The sequence below is a fragment of the Rickettsia felis URRWXCal2 genome, from assembly GCA_000012145.1.
GTDB classification, from domain to species: Bacteria; Pseudomonadota; Alphaproteobacteria; order Rickettsiales; family Rickettsiaceae; genus Rickettsia; species Rickettsia felis.
This window is the reverse complement of sequence record CP000053.1, coordinates 45662-68317: the sequence shown is the minus strand read 5'-3', so window position 1 is coordinate 68317 and position 22656 is coordinate 45662. Positions and strand designations below refer to the sequence as shown.

Below are 22656 nucleotides of genomic sequence, written 5' to 3'. Positions count from 1 at the left end.
AAGTTTCTCCTAAGAGCTTATCCTTTCTTAATAAACAAGCTTATTAACCAAACTGCCAAATAGAATATCGGCGTACTAAATACGGTAAAAAATAGTTTAAATGAATAGCTATTAAGTACAAGCTGACCTAATTGGTCAAAAGGAAAAATATTAAATAAGCTCATAATCCCAATTACAATAAAAGTATCAATAAATAAAGAAATTGCCGTACTAAAATTATTTCTTATCCATAAATATTTACCTTTAGTAATTTTACGTATCCATAAATAGATATTAATATCAACAAGTTGAGCTATATAACAGGCAAAAGTTGATGCTAAAAAAGATATATGGTATGAACCAAAGACTTTATGAAAAGTTATGTTGTCAACATTAGACCAATTAGTAGCTTCCAATTTATCCATGAGACTTATTATTAAAACTACTATTATATTAAAAATAATAGCAAGCTTTACACAAAAATTGGCTCTTTCTTTACCGTAAAACTCAGCTATTAAATCCGTTAATAAAAAAGTTAACGGGTAAAAAATTGCTCCTATAGATAATTCAAGAATATAAAAATTAAAAATATTAAGGTAAACAAATTTTTGATATATTAAGTTTCCTACTATAATAAGGACTGTAAAAAAAATACGTGTCTTCCCGATTAAGTGTGTAAACTTTTCCAAAAGCCTAGATTCTTTCGTCAAATTTTATTAAAAAATGAGCCATAGCCTTGTTCCAATTTGGTATGGGCATGGACCATTTTTTGGTCATGTAATCAATTGCCAAATATAAGCTTTTAAAAACAGCACCTATAGCTTCAGACATACCATTAAGGTTATCGCTACATGCTATCAGTATGTCTTGTATACCTCTATTTTTCATCTCAGTAAAATTTCCAAGCCAAAATTTAGCCCCTTCATTCTCACTGATCCATAATCCCAAAATATCTTTCCGCCCTTCTAAATCAATACCTAATGCAACATATACCGATTTATTGATAATCCGTTTATCCTGACGTACTTTTACTATTAAACAATCAAAAAATACTATAGCATATACTGGATCTAATGGACGGCTTTGCCATAGCTTAACATCCTCTATTATATCATCTATGATTTGGCTAATTAAACTCTCGCTTACATCAGCTCCATATAACTCCTGAAGCTGTAATTTTATATCTGATAAACTCATACCTTTAGCATACAAAGATAGTACTTTATCATCAAAACCATCAAGCCTTCTTTGACGCTTTGCTACTAATGATGGTGCAAAACTGCTATTTCTATCTCTTGGCACTTCAATCTCAACAGCACCATTCTTTGTAATCAGATTCTTTGTGTTATAACCATTACGTGAATTCTGAGCATCACTTTGATTGTACTTGCTATATCCTAAATGATTATTCATCTCAGACTGTAGAGCTCTCTCTACAAGACGCTTGGTTATTTCTTTTAATAAACCATCTTCCCTGAATAATATTGATACATCTGTATCATTATTGATCAATAAATCTATCGCTTGTTCCATTGCAGCATTTTGTTTCTGTGTCATTGTAATTTCTCTTTTTGTTATATTTTCTTCTATACAACCTTTGAGAAATTTACACACTTATTTGGACAGTGCCGCACAAAACGACAGTATATAAGCGATACTTTTTTTATACAACAAAATTTACAAGCAGCATAAAAATTAAAGGGTAGAGGCAAGTTGCCTGCCTCTGTCCTTACTTAATTAATTGTTCCTACATCATACCCTACGCTTATTAATCCGGCTAAAATAAGCTCCTCATCATTATTATTAATTGCTTCGTAGATTAAATCAGAGCTTAGTTTACTATCTACGGCTGCTTGTAGCAATTTTGTATGATTCAAAAGCGGTTTGTCGTAGATTATTTCTTCCACTTTATTCACAGTAACATCGTAGCCTAGTTTGCTTTGTTGTTTTATTAAATAGTCAACGTCTTCCTTTATATCTTTAAGCTTTGTTTTAGTAATCCTACCGTTTAAAAGGTCTTTTACACTAGTTGTTATTTTTTTTATATCAGACTCATTTGTTAATTTCGATACTTCGGTTATTACATTAGCTACAATACTTTGCATCAAAATCTTATTATCTTCAGCAAGACCGTCATCATTTTTTAATTTATTATTTATTTTTTTCAGTATTTTATAAAGACTTTCTTCTTGAATAATAGAAGTTGTCTGCGTTACAACTTGTTTTTTTTCTTCTTTAACTAAATTATTTGTACTAGCCTGTTGATTTCCATTTTTCTTAAAATAAGCATTATAAAAATAATAACAAAAAAACGTCCCTAATCCTACTACTCCTAACCCCACTAATGCAGGTGCTAACCACTCTACCCCTGATGTATTTTCTTCTTCGAGCGATAAAGTAGGAAGATTTAATTTTACGGGTAAAGGAAAACATTTACCTATTACTTTCTCATGTTCACGAGTTTCATTATATTTTGTTAAATTTTTATAATCGGTGATTTTTTCTAAATACTCAGTCGTACAATCAGCGTTAACAGTTTTCACTCCTTCTAGGCTCATTTTTTTGCTAAAAAACCTGTTATAATAAGTGTCTATTATGTATGGCATAATCCAGTGCTGTATTCCCATCAGTATTTACCATATCAAGGGCTTTTTGCGTCATATTATTTATTAAAAACCAGCTTATTACCTCAAGACCGTTATCGGTAGCATAGTGTAACGCTGTATTATTATACATATTACCGATACTTATAGTTTCTATACTCATCTTATTTATTAATGAGATAGAAAGTTTCTCTAAATTTTTATCTACTGCATAATGTAAAGCTGTATTATTATTTTCATCAACGCTATTGGAGTATTTTGGATCTATAAAAGGTATTATACTTTCTGCTTGTTTTATTTCATTTGCTTTTATTGATGAAATTAATTGTTTATTATATTGCTGTTGTTCCTTATAATATAAATCAGTATTTCTTTGTATATATTCTTTAATTCTGTTTAATGTTACAGTGCTTATGTCGGCAGGAGTAAGATAAAGCTCCTTTAAAGACTCATTATCTTTAAGTGCTTCAGCTAACGCTCTTGCTCCCTCTTCGCCTATATAGCTTCCTATAAGGTTAAGATACTTTAAAGATTTATTATCTTTAAGTGCTGCCGCTAATTTCTTTGCTCCCAGTGTGCCTATGTTCGACTGAGGATTAAGCTCAGTACCACCGTTTCTTAAGCTATCAGCTTCCGTCTTTAATCCTGTTTTCTCTAAAAATTCTATTAATTCTTTCATATATATCCTTATTAAATTCTATAAATTTTAATATTTTGTTAAAAATGAGCTTATATGCGAAATAATAATAAGTAGCTTTAAGAAAGCAATAGAAATTTAACTAAAAGTATGAATAAATAAATTGAGGTTGATTTAAGAAATATACAAATTTAGTTTTTTTATAATATTTAAAATTCAGGATTTAAAAGAGATTTAATACAAAAATTAGACAATTTGGAACATAAAAGGAACATATGAATTTTAAGAAATTTTTTAAAAGCCTTGAAATCCTTATAGAAACTGGTGCTACTAGGGGGAATTGAACCCCCGACCTCTTCATTACCAATGAAGTGCTCTACCCCTGAGCTATAGTAGCTTAGAATTTTATTTTAAACTCTTTTTGCCACATATTTGTTATTAAATCAAGAAGAATTTTGAAAATTCATTTACTTTGTAATTTTTTTCATATTTTATCTAAACTTCTATTTTTGTAAAAATATAAGGCGATTAATGCAAAAATACAGCTTAATATGACGTAATAAACTGCCGAGGTTACATGCCCTGTTTTTTGTACTAAATATTCAAAGACAAGAGGCGTAGTACCTCCAAAAATACTTGTAGCAGTGTTATATGAAATAGACAGAGCGGTGTTACGTATATTTGTAGGATAAAACTCTGCTTGTAATGCCGGTTCAGGACCGATATAGCTAGCGGCAAGTATAGCTAGTATAAATTGCGAGATAATTACGCTTGTAAAGTCACCATTCTCAAAATTATTAAGTAAAAATGGCGTTGTTATAATAATTATTATCAGGTTAATTACAAAAATTTTCCTGCGACCTATAATATCTGATAAATAACCGCTTAATAAAGTTACGGCTATCATAATCACGTAACATAAGCTAGCGAGGCTATTTACTTCATTTTCAGTAAAGTTACGGCTGATTTTTAAAAACGATACCAAGTAAATTGTAGTTAAATAGAATATTATCGAACCAGGAGCATTGATAAAAATCGAGATTAATATATCAAACCAATGATTGGTAATGACTTTTTTTAACGGTGATTGTAAAATCTTTTTCTGCTCTCTTAGATTTTTAAAATTCGGTGTTTCGTGTGTATTTTTTTTAATATAAAATGATGCAAAAAGAATAAAAAATCCAAGTAAAAAAGGTATTCTCCAGCCAAAACTATCAAATTGTGAAGCTGTTAGGATATTCTTAACGATATAAGAAACAAAAGAACCAAGCAATAAACCGGAGCATATACTAGACGTTGAAATACTACCGGTAAAGCCTCGGTGTTTATGGCTAGTATGTTCAATAACAAAAGAAATAGAACCGGTTAAAGCTCCTCCCATTGATAATCCTTGTAGAATTCGTACACAAATCATTAATATAGTCGCAGTTATACCTATAGTATGGTAAGTTGGTAATATTCCTATTAATACGGTTGGGGCAGACATGCAAAATAATGCACTAGTTAAGGCTACTTTGCGTCCAAATCTATCACCAATAACACCAAAAAATATGCCGCCTAACGGTCTTGCCAAATAACCTATAGCAAATACTAAAAAAGCTTGCAGTAAAGAAGTATTAGCATCATCATTCGGAAAAAATTTTGCTCCTATTATGGGTGCAAAATAACCGAATAATACATAATCATACCATTCAAAAGTGTTAGCGATTCCGCTTGAAAATACTAGCTTACTGCGATTCATGTTTTCTACTCATAGCTTTTTTTTCGGAGTATATTATAAATAAGGTAGCAGGAATTATTATTACTGCTCCATGAAGTGTACTTTTATCGGGAAACTCACTAAATATGAAATATGCCGCTATTGCCGAAATCACCAGCTCTAAATATCTATAAGGAGCGGTAGCGGTTGCATCTACCATGGAAAAAGCTTTAAGTAGGAAGAATAATATTAAACTACCGCTACTACCTAGTACAAATAATAAAGCTAATTCAAAACCGCTAGGGGTTAGCCAATATTGCGATGCAACAGGCAATGATACTACAGCAGTTACTATTGCCGAATAAAATAGCATACTGATCATCGATTCTTTTATTACGAATTTTTTATTAATAATGTCAAGCATAGCAAATGAAATAGCCGCTAATACAAAATACAAAATTTCGGGGTTAAAATCCTCGGTATGAGGTTTAAGTGTAACAACAAGCCCTATAAATCCTACTACGGTAACTACCCATCTTTGCCAAATAATATTTTCGTTAAGAAAAAATACGGCAAGTATTAAAGTAAATAAAGGGATAGAAAAACTTACAACGGTTGCGGTAGTAACGGGAGCTATGGTAAGACCGTAAGTCCAGGAAGTCATACCGAAAAATAATAATAATCCTCTTAATATATGTACAAAAGGACGACTTGTTTTTAAGGTATTTTTACCATGATAAAAAACAAAAGGTAGTAAAACTATGCTACTGAAAAAGAAGCGGAAAAAAGCTACTTCAAAGCTATGTAAACGAGTCCCAAGATATTTAGACATTACATCATTGGCACTACTACTTACTAAACTAAGTAAAAACCAACCTATACCGGTTAAATATGTTTTTAATGCATCATTCATTAATATGCTCCAATAATTTCTATAATTTTACTTAAATGTCTTGACTTTTAGCATAAAAGAATTCTATCTTTTATGAAAATGGTATAAATATATAAACAAAAATTTTATATAATAATACGGTAATCAATTTTAAGCAAGTAAAGGTTATAATTAATATGTTAAGAATAGTGAAAAAATTAGGGATAATTTTGTTTGTATCCAGCATAAGTATTAATAGTTTTGCTAAAAGCATGTATGATGATGTAGATTCTGCTCCTGACTATGATAGTACACCGTATTACGAAAACGAAGGAAGTTTAGTTTTCAAGATGCGTCTAGGAGGTGTTTTTTCAAGTGCTAAGCAAAAGGGATTACCTACTCCGACCTCTCCTCAACCTGTTCCAGTAGGAGAAGTTGCAAAAAACGGTTATGGAGGTGATGCATCCACTACTATATTCTTTAACAATTATTTAGCTACTGAATTATCGCTTGGCTTTAATGTTTTACGCACTAAATATACATCCCTTGCAGCCGTTGCTCATAATTATGGCGTTAATAATGTCAAACTAGGAAAAAATAAACCTATTTATATGATCCCTGCAACGGTTACCGGACAATTCCATATAGCTCCTTACGGCGGGATAAGACCGTATGTCGGTGTAGGTTATCACGGTTCTTACATGCTTACTCAAGCTACCGGTCTTAAAATTAGAAACGGACACGGTCTAGTCGGACAAATAGGTGTAGATTTTTATGCTAAAGATGATACTTTAATCAATATTGACGTAAGACAATTTTTCTTAAATCCTAAACTTGAGTATAAACCGAATTTAGTAGGTACTAAAACCGTGACCTCTAAAGTTAAACTTAATCCTTTAATAGTTTCTATAGGTATAGGATTTACTTTTTAAAAATCTCTCGTCATTGCGAGGAAATTACGAAGTAATTGACGAAGCAATCTCAGGATGTTTGACGAGATTGCCACGCAGCCTACGGCTACTCGCAATGACGTTTCCAAATTATTAAATAAATCCACCTATGTCCCTACAAATTATCCAGTTATTATACTTAGTTGCGGCTGTTTGTTTTATTCTGTCGCTAAAGTTTTTATCTTCACAGAAACAAGCACGTTTAGGCAGTACCATAGGTATCTTGGGAATGGTGATAGCAGTCGGCGTTACTTTTTTCCTCCCGGATTTTAATCATAAATTACCCATTATAGCAACCATATTATTAGGCGGGATAATCGGAGGGATTATTGCACTTAAAATCTCCATGACGGCAATGCCTCAATTAGTTGCCGGATTTCACTCTTTTGTTGGTCTTGCTGCGGTATTTGTAGCTTACGCTACGATACTTGCTCCTGAAAATTTTTCTATAGGAATAGCAGGAAGTTTACCGATTAATTCATTAATCGAAATATCGCTCGGAGTTTCTATAGGAGCGTTAACTTTTAGCGGTTCGGTTATAGCTTTTCTAAAACTACAAGGCTTAATGAAAAGTAGCCCGTTAAAATTCTACGGTCAGCAATATATATGCCTATTAACGGCAATAATATTAGTTCTTCTGATAATATTATTTATTCGTTCAGAGAGTATATTTTTATTTAATCTAATAGTTTTTTTATCACTGTTAATCGGAGTATTACTAATAATACCGGTAGGCGGTGCAGATATGCCGGTTATAGTATCGATGCTAAATTCTTATTCAGGTTTTGCAGCAGCCGGTATCGGCTTTACGCTTAGCAATAGCCTACTCATTATTACCGGAGCATTGGTCGGCAGTAGCGGAGCTATACTTAGCTATATAATGTGCAGGGCTATGAATCGTTCATTAATCAAGGTTATTTTTGGGGCATTTTTGCCTGCATCTACCGGGATTAACAAGGATATAGACGACGATAAAATAGCAAAAACAAGCTGCCCTGAAGATGCGGCACATTTACTACTTAATGCATCATCAGTGATAATTGTTCCAGGTTACGGTATGGCAGTAGCCCAGTCTCAGCATATCATAAAAGAGATGGTTGATATATTGGAACGTTCGGATATTAATGTACGTTTTGCCGTACATCCGGTAGCAGGTAGAATGCCTGGACATATGAATGTTTTACTTGCGGAAGCTAATATAGATTATGAGAAAGTGCTTGAGCTTGAAGAGATTAATAGAGATTTTGCTACCACCGACGTAGTGCTTGTAATTGGAGCAAATGACGTAACTAATCCTGCTGCTAAAAATGACCCGAGTAGTCCGATTTATGGTATGCCGGTACTAGATGTCGAAAAAGCACGTACTATTTTGTTTATTAAACGCTCTATGGCTTCAGGATATGCAGGTATAGAAAATGAGCTATTTTATCACGATAATACTTTTATGTTATTCGGCGATGCTAAGAAAGTAGTTGAGGAGATAGTTAAGTTTCTAAATGAAGATTGACTTAAATAACTCTATTTGTTATAACTTCTTAAATTAAGCCAAAAAACAATTATCATGAATTCGCAAAAAACATTACCGCTTCTGCCAAAAGCCACAGCTATGTGGTTAATCGAAAATACTTCTTTAACTTTTAAACAAATTGCCGATTTTTGCGGTATTCATGAATTTGAAATAAAAGGTATGGCTGACGGTGAAGTAGCACAATCTATAAAAGGTTTAAATCCAATTGCAAACGGTCAGTTAACTTTAGAGGAAATTGAGCGTTGCAGTAAAGATCCTAATGCTAATTTACAAATTTCATATAGACCTGCTGATGAGTTGATGAAAAATCAGAAAAAACAGCGTGCTAAATACACTCCTATAGCAAGGCGTCAAGATAAACCGGATGCTATATATTGGTTATTGTCTAATTATCCGAACATCCAAGACCATCAAATAATTAAATTAATAGGCACTACTAAGACTACTATAGATGCTATTAGAACTCGTAGCCATTGGAATATGAATTCTATTCGTCCTCGTGATCCCGTATTACTGGGAATCTGTAGTCAAATAGACCTGAATAAAATAGTAGAAAGCCTAAAGCCTACACAAAATCCTATAAAAGAATCATAAAATTATACTAACTTCTATCCTGCGAAAAGCTTGCTTACGTGAATTATTCTTTGATTGTTATCCCGACTATTGCGTGGATAGCAAATCGTCATTGCAAGCAGGCGTTGCTTGCGTAGATATCTTAATTGTCATTGCGAGGAGCGAAGAGGCAATCCAGAAAAAATAATAAAAAAATTCTGATTTACAGAATTTTTAACTGGATTGCTTCGTCGAATTACTACGTAATTCTTCTCGCAATGACGGAAAATCGATCCACGCAACAACCCCTTTCTCGCAAACGGATTTTTTATGGATTAGAAAAGTGATTATTGCCTAATAAATCGTTTATCGCTAGGTAAAGTATAACTTTTATTGGTAAAACGATAGGGACAAATATCAATTCCTCCACGCCTAGTATATACTATATAAATAGAAAGAAAATCAGGATTTATAGCATTTTTAATATCTGTAAAAATACGCTCGGCACACTGCTCTGCAAACTCATTACAATTTCTAAAAGATATTAGATATTTCAGGAAAGAATCATGTTTTAACTTTTTTCCTTTATATTTTATAACGATTGTACCCCAATCCGGTTGACCGGTTACTAAGCAATTTGATTTTAGTAAATTAGAATTAATCTCTTCTTCTACCAAAACATCTTCATACTCAATTAAACTATTATCGGGTGGACCGTAATTATTGCATACTATATCTAAATCATCGATATTTTTACCGCTTGGAATACTAAATTCTATTTTTGTATTTATAGGAAATATACGTCCTGTTACTTTAGCGTGTGTAACATTACTTAGATCCTGCAAGATAATTCTTTCTAGTTCTTCTACTGATTCAACAACAAAATTATTAAAAGAATTTAGATATAGTTTAAATGATTTTGATTCTACTATATTTTCAGAATCCGTCGGTATATAAAAAGTGCCTACTCCAACCCATGGCTTACCGTTCTTATTAAGACAAGATAGTTCATATGTATTCCAAATATCTACACCGTAAAACGGAAGATTATTACTATTTATCCCAAGTTCGTTTCGATTATTTATACGTGGAATTTTAAATAATAAAGTCGCATCATAACTATCTTTATAAGTACTTTTTTTACCAAGTAAAGAAGTAGATAAAGGCATTAATTATGCTCCTTGTGCTAAAATTTCTTTTTGTTGTAATTCATCATATTCTTTTAGCATATAACCGCGTCCCCATATAGTGTCGATATAATCTCTACCGCCAGCAGCATCACTTAACTTCTTACGAAGTTTACAAATAAATACGTCAATAATTTTCATTTCCGGTTCGTCAACACTACTATATAAGTGATTTAAGAACATTTCTTTAGTTAAAATAGTTCCTCTTCGGAGTATTAATAGCTCTAAAATAGCATATTCTTTGTTCGTCAAATGTACTTTTTTTCCGTCAACTTCTACAGTTCTAGTATCTAGGTTTACGCTAACCTTATCAAACCTAAATACTGATGCTACATGACCTTTAGAACGTCTAACTATAGCTTTAATTCTAGCAATTAATTCCTCTCTTACAAACGGCTTGGTTAAATAATCATCGGTTCCAGAAGAGAAACCGGTAATCTTTTGATCCGTATCCGTTAAGCTAGATAAAATTAAGATTGGGGTTTTTATTTTTGCAGCACGCAATCTTAATAATATCTCAAAACCATTAATATCCGGTAACATAAGATCTAAAATCACTAGATCATAACCACCTACTTTACCAAGCCTTAAACCTTCCACACCAACTGAAGCTTTATCGCAAACTATACCTTCTGAAGCTAAAGTTAGCTCAATTAAGTTAGCCATTTCCGGCTCTTCTTCAATTAACAAAACTCTCATTATTTTTCTCCATAAAATTCAATTTTTATATTGTGCTATAATTTAATTACAGTTAATTATTGTTAACTAAATTATAATTTTTTATCTGGTGCTTTATACATTCATTAATAACATAAGTAAAGAATATTTAATCAAATTGATAAAATTTTTACTATTAAGCTCTATCTGTGATTTAAAAATCATGGCGTTTAAAACGAAATTTATTAAATAATTAAATGATTTTCTTAGTTTTGATGCTCTGACATTTTCTTATGATATAAGGCACCAAAGTCTATAGGATCAATCATTAAAGGCTGGAAACCTGCATCTTGAGTACAGCTAGCTATAATTTTTCTAGCAAATGGAAATATCATTGCCGGACAATGAACAGATAATAAAATCGGATGTTGTTCAGAATCAATATTAATTAAATTAAATACTCCAGCATATTTTAATTCTATCTGAAATAATTTATATTTTTCATTTCTTGCAGTTGCTTCGATATTTAATTCTACTTCATAGAAATTTTCTTCCGATAAATTAGTAATATTTATATCTAGAGATAAATCAATTTGAGGGCGTTGTTCTAAAGCCGCAAGAGAAGACGGGGCAGAAGGGTTCTCAAGAGATAAATCTTTTATATATTGTGCATTAACGGAAATATGCGGCATTGCCTCATTAGTATCGGTGTTTATTGTACTCATAAAAATCCTTATTAAAAATTTAATATAATTTTTTAGAGCCTATTCACGATTTTATTTTGATTGATAATTAAACAGGTTTTTAAGCGAAAATTAATAAGATTTTTGTAGGAATAGTATTCTTATTTCAAAAAAATCTTATAATTTGCGGCTAAAAAGATTTTAATTAGCTTTAAAATTAAGATCGGGAACAGGTTCTTACATAAAAAAGTTATGTTAACGGTAAAGTTACGCCTACTTGTTTCATATATTTTCCTTGGCGATCGGCATATGAAGTATCACAAATTTGATCACTTTTTAAAAATAAAAACTGACAAGCACCTTCATTTGCATATATTTTAGCAGGTAATGGAGTAGTATTAGAAAACTCTAAAGTTACATGTCCTTCCCACTCCGGTTCTAACGGAGTCACATTTACTATTATACCGCATCTTGCATAAGTGGACTTGCCGACACAAATAACTAATACATCACGCGGTATTTTAAAATATTCTATAGTTCTGCCAAGGGCAAAACTATTAGGTGGAATAATACACACATCTACTTCTCTATCAACTAAATTATATTCACTGAAATTTTTTGGATCAACCGTAGTAGAATTTATATTGGTGAATATTTTAAATTCATTAGATACTCTAGCATCATAGCCGTAAGAAGATAAGCCGTAAGAAATAATCTTTTCTTTATTATGAACTCTTACCTGCTTTTCCGCAAAGGGCCTTATCATACTTTGATTTATAACAGCTTCTTTTATCCACTTATCTGACATTATAGCCATAATCAAAACTTAATTTAATTAATAAACTAATGATTATAACTCATAATTATTTACAATACAAAATTTTTCTTTAAAACTATAAGTCTGAGGCTGCTTGAATAATGATAGTGATAATAATACAACATTGTATACTTTAAATTAAATTATTACAAATTAAAATAGTTTTTTATTGTCAATTCTGAAAAGTATTATTATATTCTAGCGTAGTTGATTTATCATTTATTAATACTAAAAATTTATTTTGTATAGTAAATTTTATTATTTTAAGTTTATAGGGACTTTATTAAAGTGAAAAAATTATTATTAACTGCAAGTATTATTTGCCTTGCATCGGCTGGTCTTGCCGAAGAAAATCCAACACCTGTTATTTCTAATTCTGATACTGAAATAAAATTAGAAGGATTTTATTTATTTGAAAGCGGTTATATTAAACAGGATCATTTAATTTTATTTGATAAAAATGTAACTGATAACAGGAAAAAGCTAGGGTTTTACACGGAAGCAGCGTTTGCGGCAACTATTTCTAAAACTATCAATGATGTAATAGCAGGTGCTAAAATAGTGCTTCAGCCTACTACAAGAGTAAAAACCTCTGCAAGTTATAACGGATCACATATCTTTATTGAAACTAGTTACGGTAAAGTAGAATTAGGCTCTCCTGTCGATGCAAGTGCTAAATTGCGTGTTACCGGCTCTCAAGTAACCGCAGGTACCGGAGGATGGTATAGATATGCTCTACTTGACGGTCAATATATGAGGTATAACGGTTTAAAGCCGGATTTCGATACTAGTGCTAGCTTTTATCTTGAATCATACTCGAACTCTTTTGATCAAATCAATGAAAAAACTGAAAAAGCTAGAAGACTCAACTTTTTCACACCTAAAATGAAAGGCTTCCAGGCCGGTATCTCTTATACTCCCGATACTGCTAATACAGGCGGTAACAAAGATATAAATAATTTAACGCTTGAAAGCTCAGGAAGAAACGGAGTTAGTGTTTCTAGAACCGGAATAAAGACGGTTTCCTTAGGAAACGGCGAAACTATGACTATAAATCAGAATATTAGAGATGCTTTTTCTGCCGGCTTAACTTATGAACATGAGATTAGCGAAGATGCAGACTTAAAATTATCCGTTACCGGAGAGTATGGTAAACCTGCTCGTCGTCTTGTTCATGCTAAAATGGAAGGAACTAAGGTAATAGAAGTATTGAATACCTATAAGCTTTCTAATTTAAAAGCATATAATCTTGGAGCCGTATTTACTTATGGTAATTTCTCTTGTGGAGCTTCTTACGGTAGTTTAGGTAAAAGCTTAACCGCTAAGGAATATTATAAAGTCGGTCGTGATACCTATTATTACAATGGAGCAGTTGCTTATGGACAAGGACCTATAAAAACAAGTCTTGAATATCTTAAAACTTCAAGATATAAAAACACCGTCGATGCTGTGAGCCTCGCTACTGAATATAAGATCATGCCTGGTTTATTACCATATGCTGAAATTTCTCATTTCCAAGCTAAAGGTAAACCTGTATATTACCCTGAAGCACCTAGTAAAACAACACGAGGTACTGTTGGTCTTATAGGTACAAAACTTAAGTTTTAATTATTTACAAATTAAGTTCCATCACTACGCTTAGAGCAATCTTATGTATAGTACTGGACAATTTTTAAAAAGCCCTCTATGTCATCCCTGCGAAAGCAGGGATCCAAGCTAAAAAATCTTGATTTTAAAGATTTTTTAGGTTTTACTGGATTCCAGCTTTTGGGCGTTGTTGCATGACTCTCAAAACTCACTCAATGTCATTCCCTCGTAGGCGGGAATCCAGCGTAAAGCAAGATAAATTGAGCTTTTAAAAAATATTTTAGATCAAGATTTTATTCAAATAAAGCTTTTTAAAGGCTTTAAAATACTGGATTCCTGCCTACGAGGGAATGACATAAACGAGCCCATGCAACAAGCTGCAGCTTTTGCGGGAATGACATAGAGTAAAAACTTTCTGGTACTATAAATCTTACGCCTTAATTATTAATCAAACTATCAACAAATTATAGTTCCGTCGTTGCAGTAATGTTGTCTTCTCTTCTGCTAATCTTTAAATCCATTCTATTAGCTTACAGCTCTCTAATTCTTGTCAAATTATGTGTTATCATTTACTTAAAAATGCTGCAGCCAAGATAAATTTAAAGTTGGTCTACACAGCATAAATTACATAAGTATCAGCGAATCCTAAAAAATTCGTACTATACTGCCTTTTGATTAAATAAAATTATATATTTTACTTTTTTTATTTTTAGATATTGACTTTCTTTAATTACCATATATTGTGATGCAACCATAATATATAGTAATCATGTGATATATGATTTTTATTATTTTAAAACAGGAGTAACACTATGAATCATGCTCAATTTACAAGTGCAGGATATTCCTTTGTAAATGGATTAAAAGCAGTTACAAGATATGCAACCGCTTCTAAATTATTATTTAAAGATGCCTATAATTTTGTTTCTAGTCCTAATTTAAAAAAATATTTACAATATTACATGCTTTAAATATTCAGAAAGTCTATATGTTAGCAACGGAAGTAAAATGATACAGAGCAACGGATGAAAATTGATACAGTATTAAAGTAATATCTTCTGGATAAGGAGGTAATGAATAATGATAATACTGGAGCAAATAATGGAAATAAAAATATTGAATAAACATGGTAAGAGCCTAAGAAGTATAGCAAGAGAAGTAGGAGTATCAGTAAATACAGTACGTAAATATTTAAAATATGATGGTAGCCCTAAATATAAGGATAGGTCGGAGTTGGTAACAAAGCTTGCCCCATATAAAGACTACTTGAGTGAAAGAATAAAATCAGCCCATCCTGTATCTCTACCTGGTACTGTACTGTTTCAGGAGATAAAAGAGTTAGGTTACACAGGAGGGATAACCCAACTAAGGGATTATTTAAGAAGTATCAAGCCAGTAGCTAAACAGGAGGATATAATAAGATTTGAGACTGCTTCTGGTAAACAGATGCAAGTGGATTGGATAGAATTTCGTAAGGGGAAAGATCCTCTATCAGCTTTTGTGGCTACATTAGGATTTAGCCGAGCAAGCTATATAGAATTTGTTAACAATGAAAAACTTATAACACTAATAGAATGCCATAAGCGAGCATTTGATTATTTTGGCGGAGTACCGGAAGAAGTACTTTATGACAATATGAAGACAGTAATACTGGATAGGGATACATATGGTCCTTGGGATACACCGTTTTAATAAAGGCATGCTGGATTTTGCAAAACATTATAGTTTTCGATTAAAAGTGTGTAGACCTTATCGAGCACAGACTAAGGGCAAGGTTGAGCGATTTAACAGATATATAAGAGAAAGCTTTTATAATCCATTAGTAACAAAATTAAAAACTTCAGAGTTGGTGTTAGATGTGGATACTGCAAATTCGGAGGTACTAAAATGGTTACGTGATACTGCAAATCTGCGTGTACATAGAACAACAGGTGCAATACCTGCAGAAAGATTAAAACTTGAAAGGAATCATCTTCAACCACTACCATTGGATTATAGCGGTAGTCATCCTACAGTACTAGAGATTATGAGAGATAAAGGGGAACGATTTTCTACAGTTTCCTTACAACATTCCCTCTGCATATACCAAAGTATACTGGAGGCATTATGAACCTGCAGCACCAACGTATAGAAGAGCTGTGCCACTCTTTAAACCTTATGCAGATAGCTGAAAATTATCTTGATATTGCACAATCCTCTAGTAAAGAAGACTCAAGTTATACGGATTTCCTGGAGTCAATATTAAAAACAGAGCTATTGGCACGACAGCACAGGAGTAAATCAATACTCACCAAAATGGCAGGCTTCCCTGCTATCAAAACGCTGGATGATTTTGATTATGATTTTGCTACAGGAATAAAACACAAGGTTTTGGAAGGTTTAAGGTCTCTGTCTTTTGTAGAAAGACAAGAAAATATTATTCTGCTTGGTCCTTCTGGAGTAGGAAAAACCCATATAGCTATTGCCCTTGGTTATGCAGCAACACAATGCGGAATCAAAACTAAATTTACAACAGCTGCAGATTTGATGCTTATACTTAATGCTGGGCTAAACCAGGGAAACCTGGACTCCATATTCAAAAGAGTTATACTACCATATAAATTACTTATAATAGATGAGTTTGGGTATCTGCCGTTAAAACCGGAACAAGCTAATCTGTTATTTCAAGTTATAGCAAAGCGTTACGAAAAGGGTAGCATAATTCTTACAAGTAATCTGCCATTTGGACAATGGCATAATAGTCTTGCTCAGGATAGTGCTCTTACAGCTGCTATCTTAGATCGTCTGCTTCATCACTCCACTATACTCAATATTAAAGGTGATAGTTTCAGGCTTAAGGATAAAAAGAAGACTGGTCTTGTGCCAATAGAAATTATTAATAAACAGGAGGATAATTTTATGACTTAAATATCAGATAATTTTTTTTATGATACTGTATCATTTTTCAGCCGATGCTTATTAAATATCTGTATCATTTTTCGACCGGTGTTGACAGTATAAATAGGTTTTAAATCACCAGCAAGCTTTTTCCGGTCCTTATATGATACATATAACTCCTGAAGCTGTAATTTTATATCTGATAAACTCATACCTTTAGCATACAAAGATAGTACTTTATCATCAAAACCATCAAGCCTTCTTTGGCGCTTTGCTACTAATGATGGTGCAAAACTGCTATTTCTATCTCTTGGCACTTCAATCTCAACAGCACCATTCTTTGTAATCAGATTCTTTGTGTTATAACCATTACGTGAATTCTGAGCATCACTTTGATTGTACTTGCTATATCCTAAATGATTATTCATCTCGGACTGTAGGGCTCTCTCTACAAGACGCTTGGTTATTTCTTTTAATAAACCATCTTCCCTGAATAATATTGATACATCTGTATCATTATTGATCAATAAATCTATCGCTTGTTCCATTGCAGCATTTTGTTTCTGTGTCATTGTAATTTCTCTTTTTGTTATATTTTCTTTTATACAACCTTTGAGAAATTTACACACTTATTTGGACAGAGCCGAAGAATTACATAGTAATTCGACGAAGCAATCCAGTTAAAAATTCTGATTTACAGAATTTTTTTATTATTTTTTCTAGATTGCCACGTCGCTTCGCTCCTCGCAATGACGATTTGGTAGCCATGCAACAAGACCCAACACCGCTAGGAATGACACCGAAGTATTTTTTAGAACAATATCTTTAACTTTAATGAACCTCTTGATGGCTAGTATATTTGCTGCGTAAATTACAGTTATACGTTGCAAGTAGCTCAATATTCTTATGAGCCGTAAGTAAACTTGCACCTACATTATAGCCGACTTTCGGCGTGCTACTACTTGTAGTGTTCTCAAAGTAATTATCTGCCCAAATAAATCTAGCTTTCACTTTAGGTTGCTTATTGCTAAAGCTATTTTCTACGGAAGCATGCAATCCCGGTACTATTTGAGTATCGTTTGATAATCTCTTAGGAGCGGTTAATTTTATGCCTGCAATCCCTGTAGTTAAAGTTACCGGATTTACCTGCAACATACATATTATTCACACCTGTACCGGTTTCGGTATAAGCATTATCTTTATATGTATTATATCTAATACCGATATTAGGCATTAAATTTATACCGTCAACAGGAGAGAATTGATAACCGACATTACCCTCAAAACCGTAAGCTTTGCTTGTATATTTACCGCTAGCCGTTTTATAGCTATTAGGTCCGACCGGTCTTAAATCTTTCTTATTGATTTTACTGTTACTTGCTGAAAATATTTCTTGTAATATAAGGCCGTTACTAAATTGTTGTTGACCGTATAAAGAAATAATATCGCTTTCTGCTGATAATTTATCACCCGTACTTGAACCTTTAAACTTAAAGTCAGAGTTCATACGGCTATATGCAAGACCGACAAGGCTATTTTCCCCGATGTAAAGATCACCGCCGATAGTACCGCCGGATACCGTGCCTTTATAGCTAGGATTACCTTTATATGCATCTTGAGTACTTGAACCGAACGTACCGGCTACCCATAATCCTTTTTTAGTAATTATAGGGGTTTCTTCATCACCTGCCGCAACAGCTATCATAGTACCGCCTGATAAGTGATTATTAATATTAGCAGTTACTGCTTCAGCCGTAACATTTGCTACACTAACCGATCTTGTTCCTTGCTCGGTTAAATGCTCTACTACTTTTTTTGCATTATCAGGTGCAACTTGAGCTAAGTTTGCTACGAATAATAAAGATTGCTCTTGCTTTGTTTTACTCACTACAACAGTATCATCATTAGCTACTTTAGCCACTTCTTTAAGCTCAGCTTTATTATTTATTAATTCTTTAGCAAGTTCTACCGCATGTTTTTCAGGATTTTTCATAACAAGTGCAGATTTTTCTCTGATCACTTCTTTTTGCACTTCTGCTACAAAAGTATTTTCCGTATGGGCAACGATAGTATTATTGATTGCCTCAGCTAATTTTTGCGACTCAGGTTTTTTAACATATTCCTCAGCTACTCTTATTTCGTTAGCTTGACGTTGCTGATACTCCGCTTGCAGTCTTTGCTCTTCTATTCTTCTATTATTTTCTTCGGCTATCGCTCTTTCATTAGCCTCTTGTTGTGCTAATCTTTCATTTTCATTTCTTCTCTCTTCTTCTTGCTGTTGTTGTTGCTGTTCTCTTCTAGCATTTTCTTCACGTTCTGCTTGTAGTCTTTGCTGTCTAGCTCTTTCATTAGCTTCACGCTGAGCTTGAGCTTGCTGCTGTTGCTGGTTCTGCTGCTGAACTTGCTGTTGGTTCTGTTGCACTTGCTGCTGATTTTGCTGAGCTTGACCTTGCTGTGCTTGAGCCTGCATTGCTTGTGTTTGGGAATTAACCCTTACTTGTTGCTGTGCTACCTCTTGTGCTGCTGCTTGCCCTGCTTGCTGCACTTGTAACCCGTTCCTAAAGTTCATAGTTCCTGTAGCCGGATTATAATTATGCCCTTCAGGAATAAATGCACCGCCATTGACCCTAAAAATAGATAATGCTGATACTGCATCTACAGGGTGAACACCGTTAACACTAATTATAATATTTGTACCGGCTACGCTATAGAGGTTATTTTGAAAAATTACACTACATCCTCCGGTTACATTAAATGTAATATTACCGGAAAATTCTACATCACCGTTAAGAATTAAGTCACGTCTAAGGTCAAATGTTGAGCCGTTAATTTTAGTATTTCCGTTGATTGTAACAGGATTAGTATGAACATTATAAGTTCCAGCATCAAAGTTAACTTGGTTAGCATAAATATTTTTACGTAAGTTACGAGCATGATTACCCGTAAATGTTAACTTCTCAATCCTTTTATTTACTGCACCGACTTCATAAATATTAGGAGTATTTACAAAATTACTTCACCTATATTGGCTTTGCTAGTAGTAATGGTACCGACATAATCTTTATTAAACTTTACTTTGCCGCGATTTGTAAACTCTAAATTACCGGTATGTATTAAATTAGTTCTATTACCTCTATTATTCTGATTATATTGAGCCATATCAAGTTTTTCTTCAAATACGACATCATTACTTGCTACTGTAATCTTCTTTGCATATACCTTTTGTTTGAATTCAGTTTTCTTTCCGTTTTCAATCTGTATCTCAGCAGCTTTAAAATCTTGCACCCCTATATTTTCATGAAAAGTTACCGTATTTTTTGCGTGTCCTCTTACTTGAACTATACCTTGGTTGTCTACTGTATTATTGACTACAATTCCGGAACGTACATCTATATTTCGTTTAGTAGTATCTATAATTACTGTAGAATTTTTCCCTAAATTAATATCTTCGGCAGCAATGTTATTTTCTAAGGTTACTGATATATTATCATCTACTTTAAATATAGAAATACTATGATTATCTCTCCCGTCATTACCAATAGGGCTTTCAAAAACAATATTATTACTTTCTATTTTTACTTTCCCTTGTAAAATATTTCTAGCGTATATTTTAGACTTTACTTTAATAGGGTTCCGGAAAATTATTTCATTAGTTCCTCCGCTCATTACTATAGAATCAACAGCACTAATATCATTGCCGGTAATAATTAATTTAAGATCATTTAAAGATTCTAAAAGATCAACCCGCACTTTTGCGTTTTTATTACCATATATTAATGCTTCCCCTAAAGCGTTGCTGCCTGCAATACGGTAATTATTGGCATCACTATTAATAATATTATTAATAGTAACAATACGGTTAGCACCAAATCCGGGAGTAATTGCAATTCCTCCCATTTCTCTTCGATCGTTAATACCGTTATGCCAATTGTCAATAAAAGTACTTGCACTATAACCGTAAATATTAATATCATTAATATTTATGTTTTGATTAAAATTAATTAAATGAGCTCTTCTTAAAATAATATCATCCCCGTTTTGCGGTTGGTACTGAGCTCCGTTATTACTCCTCCAATCTTGAGGCCTATCTCCCCCTCGCATTGGATCCATTACGTAAGAAGTATTATTCTCGTGCGGAACGGCAACAACAACCGCTGCCGAGCTTTCCATGCTTGCAAGTAGCCCCATGCTACTGGTTGCTAGTAAAAGTTTATTAAAAAAAGTTTTTTTCATATTAGTCATAATTTCCCCTATAACTTATTGTTTTTAATGTTTTTACCACTTAACTTATCGGTCATTATACACTATTTATTTACGACGCACAATAATTAATTAATAAATTTACTACTGGTTAATATTTATTAATTAATTACGAATGAGTGATTTATAAAATTTAAAGGACATAGGTTGATTTATGGGGAAGTAGGGGGGATGGATAATCGTCATTGCGAGGAGCGAAGCGACGTGGCAATCTCATGAAATAATAACAAACTCTTGAGATTGCTTCGTCAATTACTACGTAATTTCCTCGCAATGACGTTAAAATAACATTTTACTCGTCATCTATATTAGAAAGCTCATCTTGTAATTCTTGAGAAAATATATCCTCATCATCGTTAGAATCATTTGATTTCTTAAGGGAGTTTTTAAAATTATTTAAGTCTTTATTTTCAAATATTTCAATAGATTTTAAGGTTTCGTTTGGAATTATAACTATAATATTTTTACTTAATTCATCTAAATAATCAGTGGTAACGGAAACTTTCAACACTCCTCCATATTTGCTTTGTTTGCTACTTACCACAAAATCTTTTAAAGATTTACTTTTAAAATAATTTTCAGAAGTAAAGATCATTGTTATAAAAAATAGTACTAACGAGATAGTAGTACCTACGGCAAAGCCTGCTAATAACCCTAAGAATCTATCAATAAAACCGTTTCTCATAAACGAAATTATAGCAAGAAATTTATAAACTATAAAAACACATAAAATTAAAGAAACAACATAAGATATAACACCGGCAATAATTATTCTTATAACCTCATTATCCATATATTTCCCGATTAATTCAGAAATATACGGATATAAGAAATATCCTAACATTATAGAAGTAATAAAACCGAGTATTCTAGTTGAAATCCCGATTATGCCTTGATATAAGCCGAAAAATGAGAAAAGAGTAATAATAGCAAAAATAGTAATATCAAAAAATGTGATCATTATTGTTAACTTCTATTGAATAATTGGATTTAAATCTTATATACTTTAAGAGGTGATCTATAAAGATATTTTAAAGCTAGTTAGATTCTTTCTTGCTATAAATTGTAAGATTTCTTTGAAATAGAAACTACTATTACTACAAAAATCTTATTCATTTTCGCTAAAAAAGCTCTTTAATTATCAATTAAAATATCTTTATAGATCACCTCTAATATTATAATTAAAGTTTTATTTATGGGCGATAAAATTTTTCATAACTTATCCGGTAAAACACTCGTTGCTACACCGCATGCAATTACAAAAGGCATTTACCATAAATCCTTAATTTATATGTTATCACACACGGAAGAAGGAGCAATAGGATTAATATTTAACCGCTTAGTAAATCATATAGATTTAAAATCGTTTTTTAAAATAAAAAATGACGAAATAACAACCCCAGTTATGGTTCCTATATATCTTGGCGGACCCGTAGAACATGAAAAAGGTTTTTTTCTTCATTCTAGCGATTATAATAAAAATTTGTTATTGGATTTCCAGAATGATTTAGCAGTAAGCTCTAATTTAGAAATTTCAGAAGATATAGCTTTCGGTAAAGGACCTAAAAATAGCTTATTCATTGTCGGTTATACCGCATGGAAACCAGGGCAGCTTGAAGAAGAATTAGAAAAAAACCTATGGTTGGTTATGGATTGTAATAAAGAATTTATTTTTGCCGATAATCCTGAAAGTAAATGGCATAATGCATTAAAACATCTAGGCATTGATGAAATACATTTCTCATCACAAATAGGAAATGCTTAGAGAT

Annotated in this window: 19 protein-coding genes, 1 tRNA gene and 4 pseudogenes; 8 read left to right on the top strand and 16 right to left on the bottom strand. The window is 32.5% G+C overall.

Annotated elements, in window-relative coordinates:
• Window positions 1-17: 17 nt before the first annotated feature.
• From RF_RS00355 to RF_RS00325, 7 genes are all read right to left on the bottom strand, one after another.
• Entirely contained in the window at window positions 18-668 is a 651-nt protein-coding gene (locus tag RF_RS00355; protein ID WP_143549663.1) for a queuosine precursor transporter, read from the bottom strand.
• Between the two features lie 4 nt (window positions 669-672).
• Window positions 673-1536 carry an IS256 family transposase gene (locus RF_RS00350; RefSeq protein ID WP_143549699.1) on the bottom strand — a complete coding sequence of 288 codons (864 nt, stop codon included), beginning with the start codon at window positions 1534-1536 and terminating at the stop codon, window positions 673-675.
• A gap of 176 nt (window positions 1537-1712) precedes the next feature.
• Window positions 1713-2537, bottom strand: a complete 825-nt coding sequence (locus tag RF_RS07980) for a hypothetical protein (protein WP_052322848.1) — start codon at window positions 2535-2537, stop codon at window positions 1713-1715.
• Between the two features lie 19 nt (window positions 2538-2556).
• Window positions 2557-3261 (bottom strand): ankyrin repeat domain-containing protein, encoded by a 705-nt coding sequence (locus tag RF_RS00340; protein WP_011270418.1) that lies wholly within the window; start codon window positions 3259-3261, stop codon window positions 2557-2559.
• Window positions 3262-3541: 280 nt separating this feature from the next.
• A tRNA-Thr gene (locus RF_RS00335) sits at window positions 3542-3616 on the bottom strand.
• Between the two features lie 87 nt (window positions 3617-3703).
• Window positions 3704-4960 (bottom strand): MFS transporter, encoded by a 1257-nt coding sequence (locus RF_RS00330; RefSeq protein WP_011270417.1) that lies wholly within the window; start codon window positions 4958-4960, stop codon window positions 3704-3706.
• Window positions 4947-5831, bottom strand: coding sequence for a DMT family transporter (locus RF_RS00325; RefSeq protein ID WP_011270416.1), 885 nt, complete (start codon window positions 5829-5831; stop codon window positions 4947-4949). The genes RF_RS00330 and RF_RS00325 overlap by 14 nt, the downstream gene beginning before the upstream one ends.
• A 155-nt stretch (window positions 5832-5986) precedes the next feature.
• Between RF_RS00325 and RF_RS00320 the strand changes: the two genes are divergently transcribed.
• The 3 genes from RF_RS00320 to RF_RS00310 all read left to right on the top strand — a co-directional run bounded on the left by RF_RS00320 (window position 5987) and on the right by RF_RS00310 (window position 8861).
• Window positions 5987-6721 (top strand): OmpW family outer membrane protein, encoded by a 735-nt coding sequence (locus RF_RS00320; protein WP_011270415.1) that lies wholly within the window; start codon window positions 5987-5989, stop codon window positions 6719-6721.
• A 127-nt stretch (window positions 6722-6848) separates the two neighbouring features.
• Complete coding sequence (locus RF_RS00315; RefSeq protein ID WP_011270414.1) at window positions 6849-8246, top strand: NAD(P)(+) transhydrogenase (Re/Si-specific) subunit beta; 1398 nt, start codon at window positions 6849-6851, stop codon at window positions 8244-8246.
• 54 nt (window positions 8247-8300) lie between these two features.
• The gene (locus tag RF_RS00310; protein ID WP_011270413.1) at window positions 8301-8861 is read left to right on the top strand and encodes a cell cycle transcriptional regulator TrcR; all 561 of its coding nucleotides are present in this window, start codon (window positions 8301-8303) and stop codon (window positions 8859-8861) included.
• Between the two features lie 305 nt (window positions 8862-9166).
• On the opposite strand, the gene queF is transcribed toward RF_RS00310, so the two are convergent.
• The 4 genes from queF to dcd all read right to left on the bottom strand — a co-directional run bounded on the left by queF (window position 9167) and on the right by dcd (window position 12163).
• Window positions 9167-9988 (bottom strand): NADPH-dependent 7-cyano-7-deazaguanine reductase QueF, encoded by an 822-nt coding sequence (gene queF, locus RF_RS00305; RefSeq protein WP_011270412.1) that lies wholly within the window; start codon window positions 9986-9988, stop codon window positions 9167-9169.
• Between the two features lie 3 nt (window positions 9989-9991).
• Entirely contained in the window at window positions 9992-10705 is a 714-nt protein-coding gene (ctrA, locus tag RF_RS00300; protein ID WP_011270411.1) for a response regulator transcription factor CtrA, read from the bottom strand.
• A 224-nt stretch (window positions 10706-10929) separates the two neighbouring features.
• Window positions 10930-11388 carry a protein-export chaperone SecB gene (secB, locus tag RF_RS00295; protein WP_011270410.1) on the bottom strand — a complete coding sequence of 153 codons (459 nt, stop codon included), beginning with the start codon at window positions 11386-11388 and terminating at the stop codon, window positions 10930-10932.
• 208 nt (window positions 11389-11596) lie between these two features.
• A complete protein-coding gene (gene dcd, locus RF_RS00290) occupies window positions 11597-12163 on the bottom strand; it encodes a dCTP deaminase (RefSeq protein ID WP_010420471.1) in 567 nt (188 codons plus the stop codon).
• Between the two features lie 288 nt (window positions 12164-12451).
• Here dcd and RF_RS00285 point away from each other — a divergent pair, with 288 nt between their 5' ends.
• From RF_RS00285 to istB, 4 genes and pseudogenes are all read left to right on the top strand, one after another.
• The gene (locus RF_RS00285) at window positions 12452-13771 is read left to right on the top strand and encodes a porin (RefSeq protein WP_011270409.1); all 1320 of its coding nucleotides are present in this window, start codon (window positions 12452-12454) and stop codon (window positions 13769-13771) included.
• 791 nt (window positions 13772-14562) lie between these two features.
• A complete protein-coding gene (locus RF_RS10360) occupies window positions 14563-14721 on the top strand; it encodes a hypothetical protein (RefSeq protein WP_187145855.1) in 159 nt (52 codons plus the stop codon).
• Between the two features lie 109 nt (window positions 14722-14830).
• Window positions 14831-15860: pseudogene (gene istA / locus RF_RS00280) on the top strand (IS21 family transposase).
• Entirely contained in the window at window positions 15857-16657 is an 801-nt protein-coding gene (gene istB, locus RF_RS00275; protein ID WP_011270406.1) for an IS21-like element helper ATPase IstB, read from the top strand. Before istA ends, istB begins: the two are co-directional and overlap by 4 nt.
• Window positions 16658-16797: 140 nt before the next feature.
• Here the strand turns inward: istB and RF_RS00270 are convergent.
• The 5 genes and pseudogenes from RF_RS00270 to RF_RS00240 form a co-directional block, all read right to left on the bottom strand.
• Window positions 16798-17199, bottom strand: a pseudogene (locus RF_RS00270) (transposase); the annotation flags it as partial.
• Between the two features lie 239 nt (window positions 17200-17438).
• Window positions 17439-17786, bottom strand: a pseudogene (locus tag RF_RS00265) (autotransporter outer membrane beta-barrel domain-containing protein).
• 39 nt (window positions 17787-17825) lie between these two features.
• Window positions 17826-18620: pseudogene (locus RF_RS00260) on the bottom strand (autotransporter outer membrane beta-barrel domain-containing protein); the annotation flags it as partial.
• Window positions 18621-19630: 1010 nt separating this feature from the next.
• Complete coding sequence (locus tag RF_RS11050; RefSeq protein ID WP_231564264.1) at window positions 19631-20860, bottom strand: hypothetical protein; 1230 nt, start codon at window positions 20858-20860, stop codon at window positions 19631-19633.
• 319 nt (window positions 20861-21179) lie between these two features.
• Window positions 21180-21848 (bottom strand): CvpA family protein, encoded by a 669-nt coding sequence (locus tag RF_RS00240; RefSeq protein ID WP_011270401.1) that lies wholly within the window; start codon window positions 21846-21848, stop codon window positions 21180-21182.
• 234 nt (window positions 21849-22082) lie between these two features.
• Between RF_RS00240 and RF_RS00235 the strand changes: the two genes are divergently transcribed.
• Window positions 22083-22652 carry a YqgE/AlgH family protein gene (locus RF_RS00235; RefSeq protein WP_011270400.1) on the top strand — a complete coding sequence of 190 codons (570 nt, stop codon included), beginning with the start codon at window positions 22083-22085 and terminating at the stop codon, window positions 22650-22652.
• Window positions 22653-22656 lie beyond the last annotated feature (4 nt).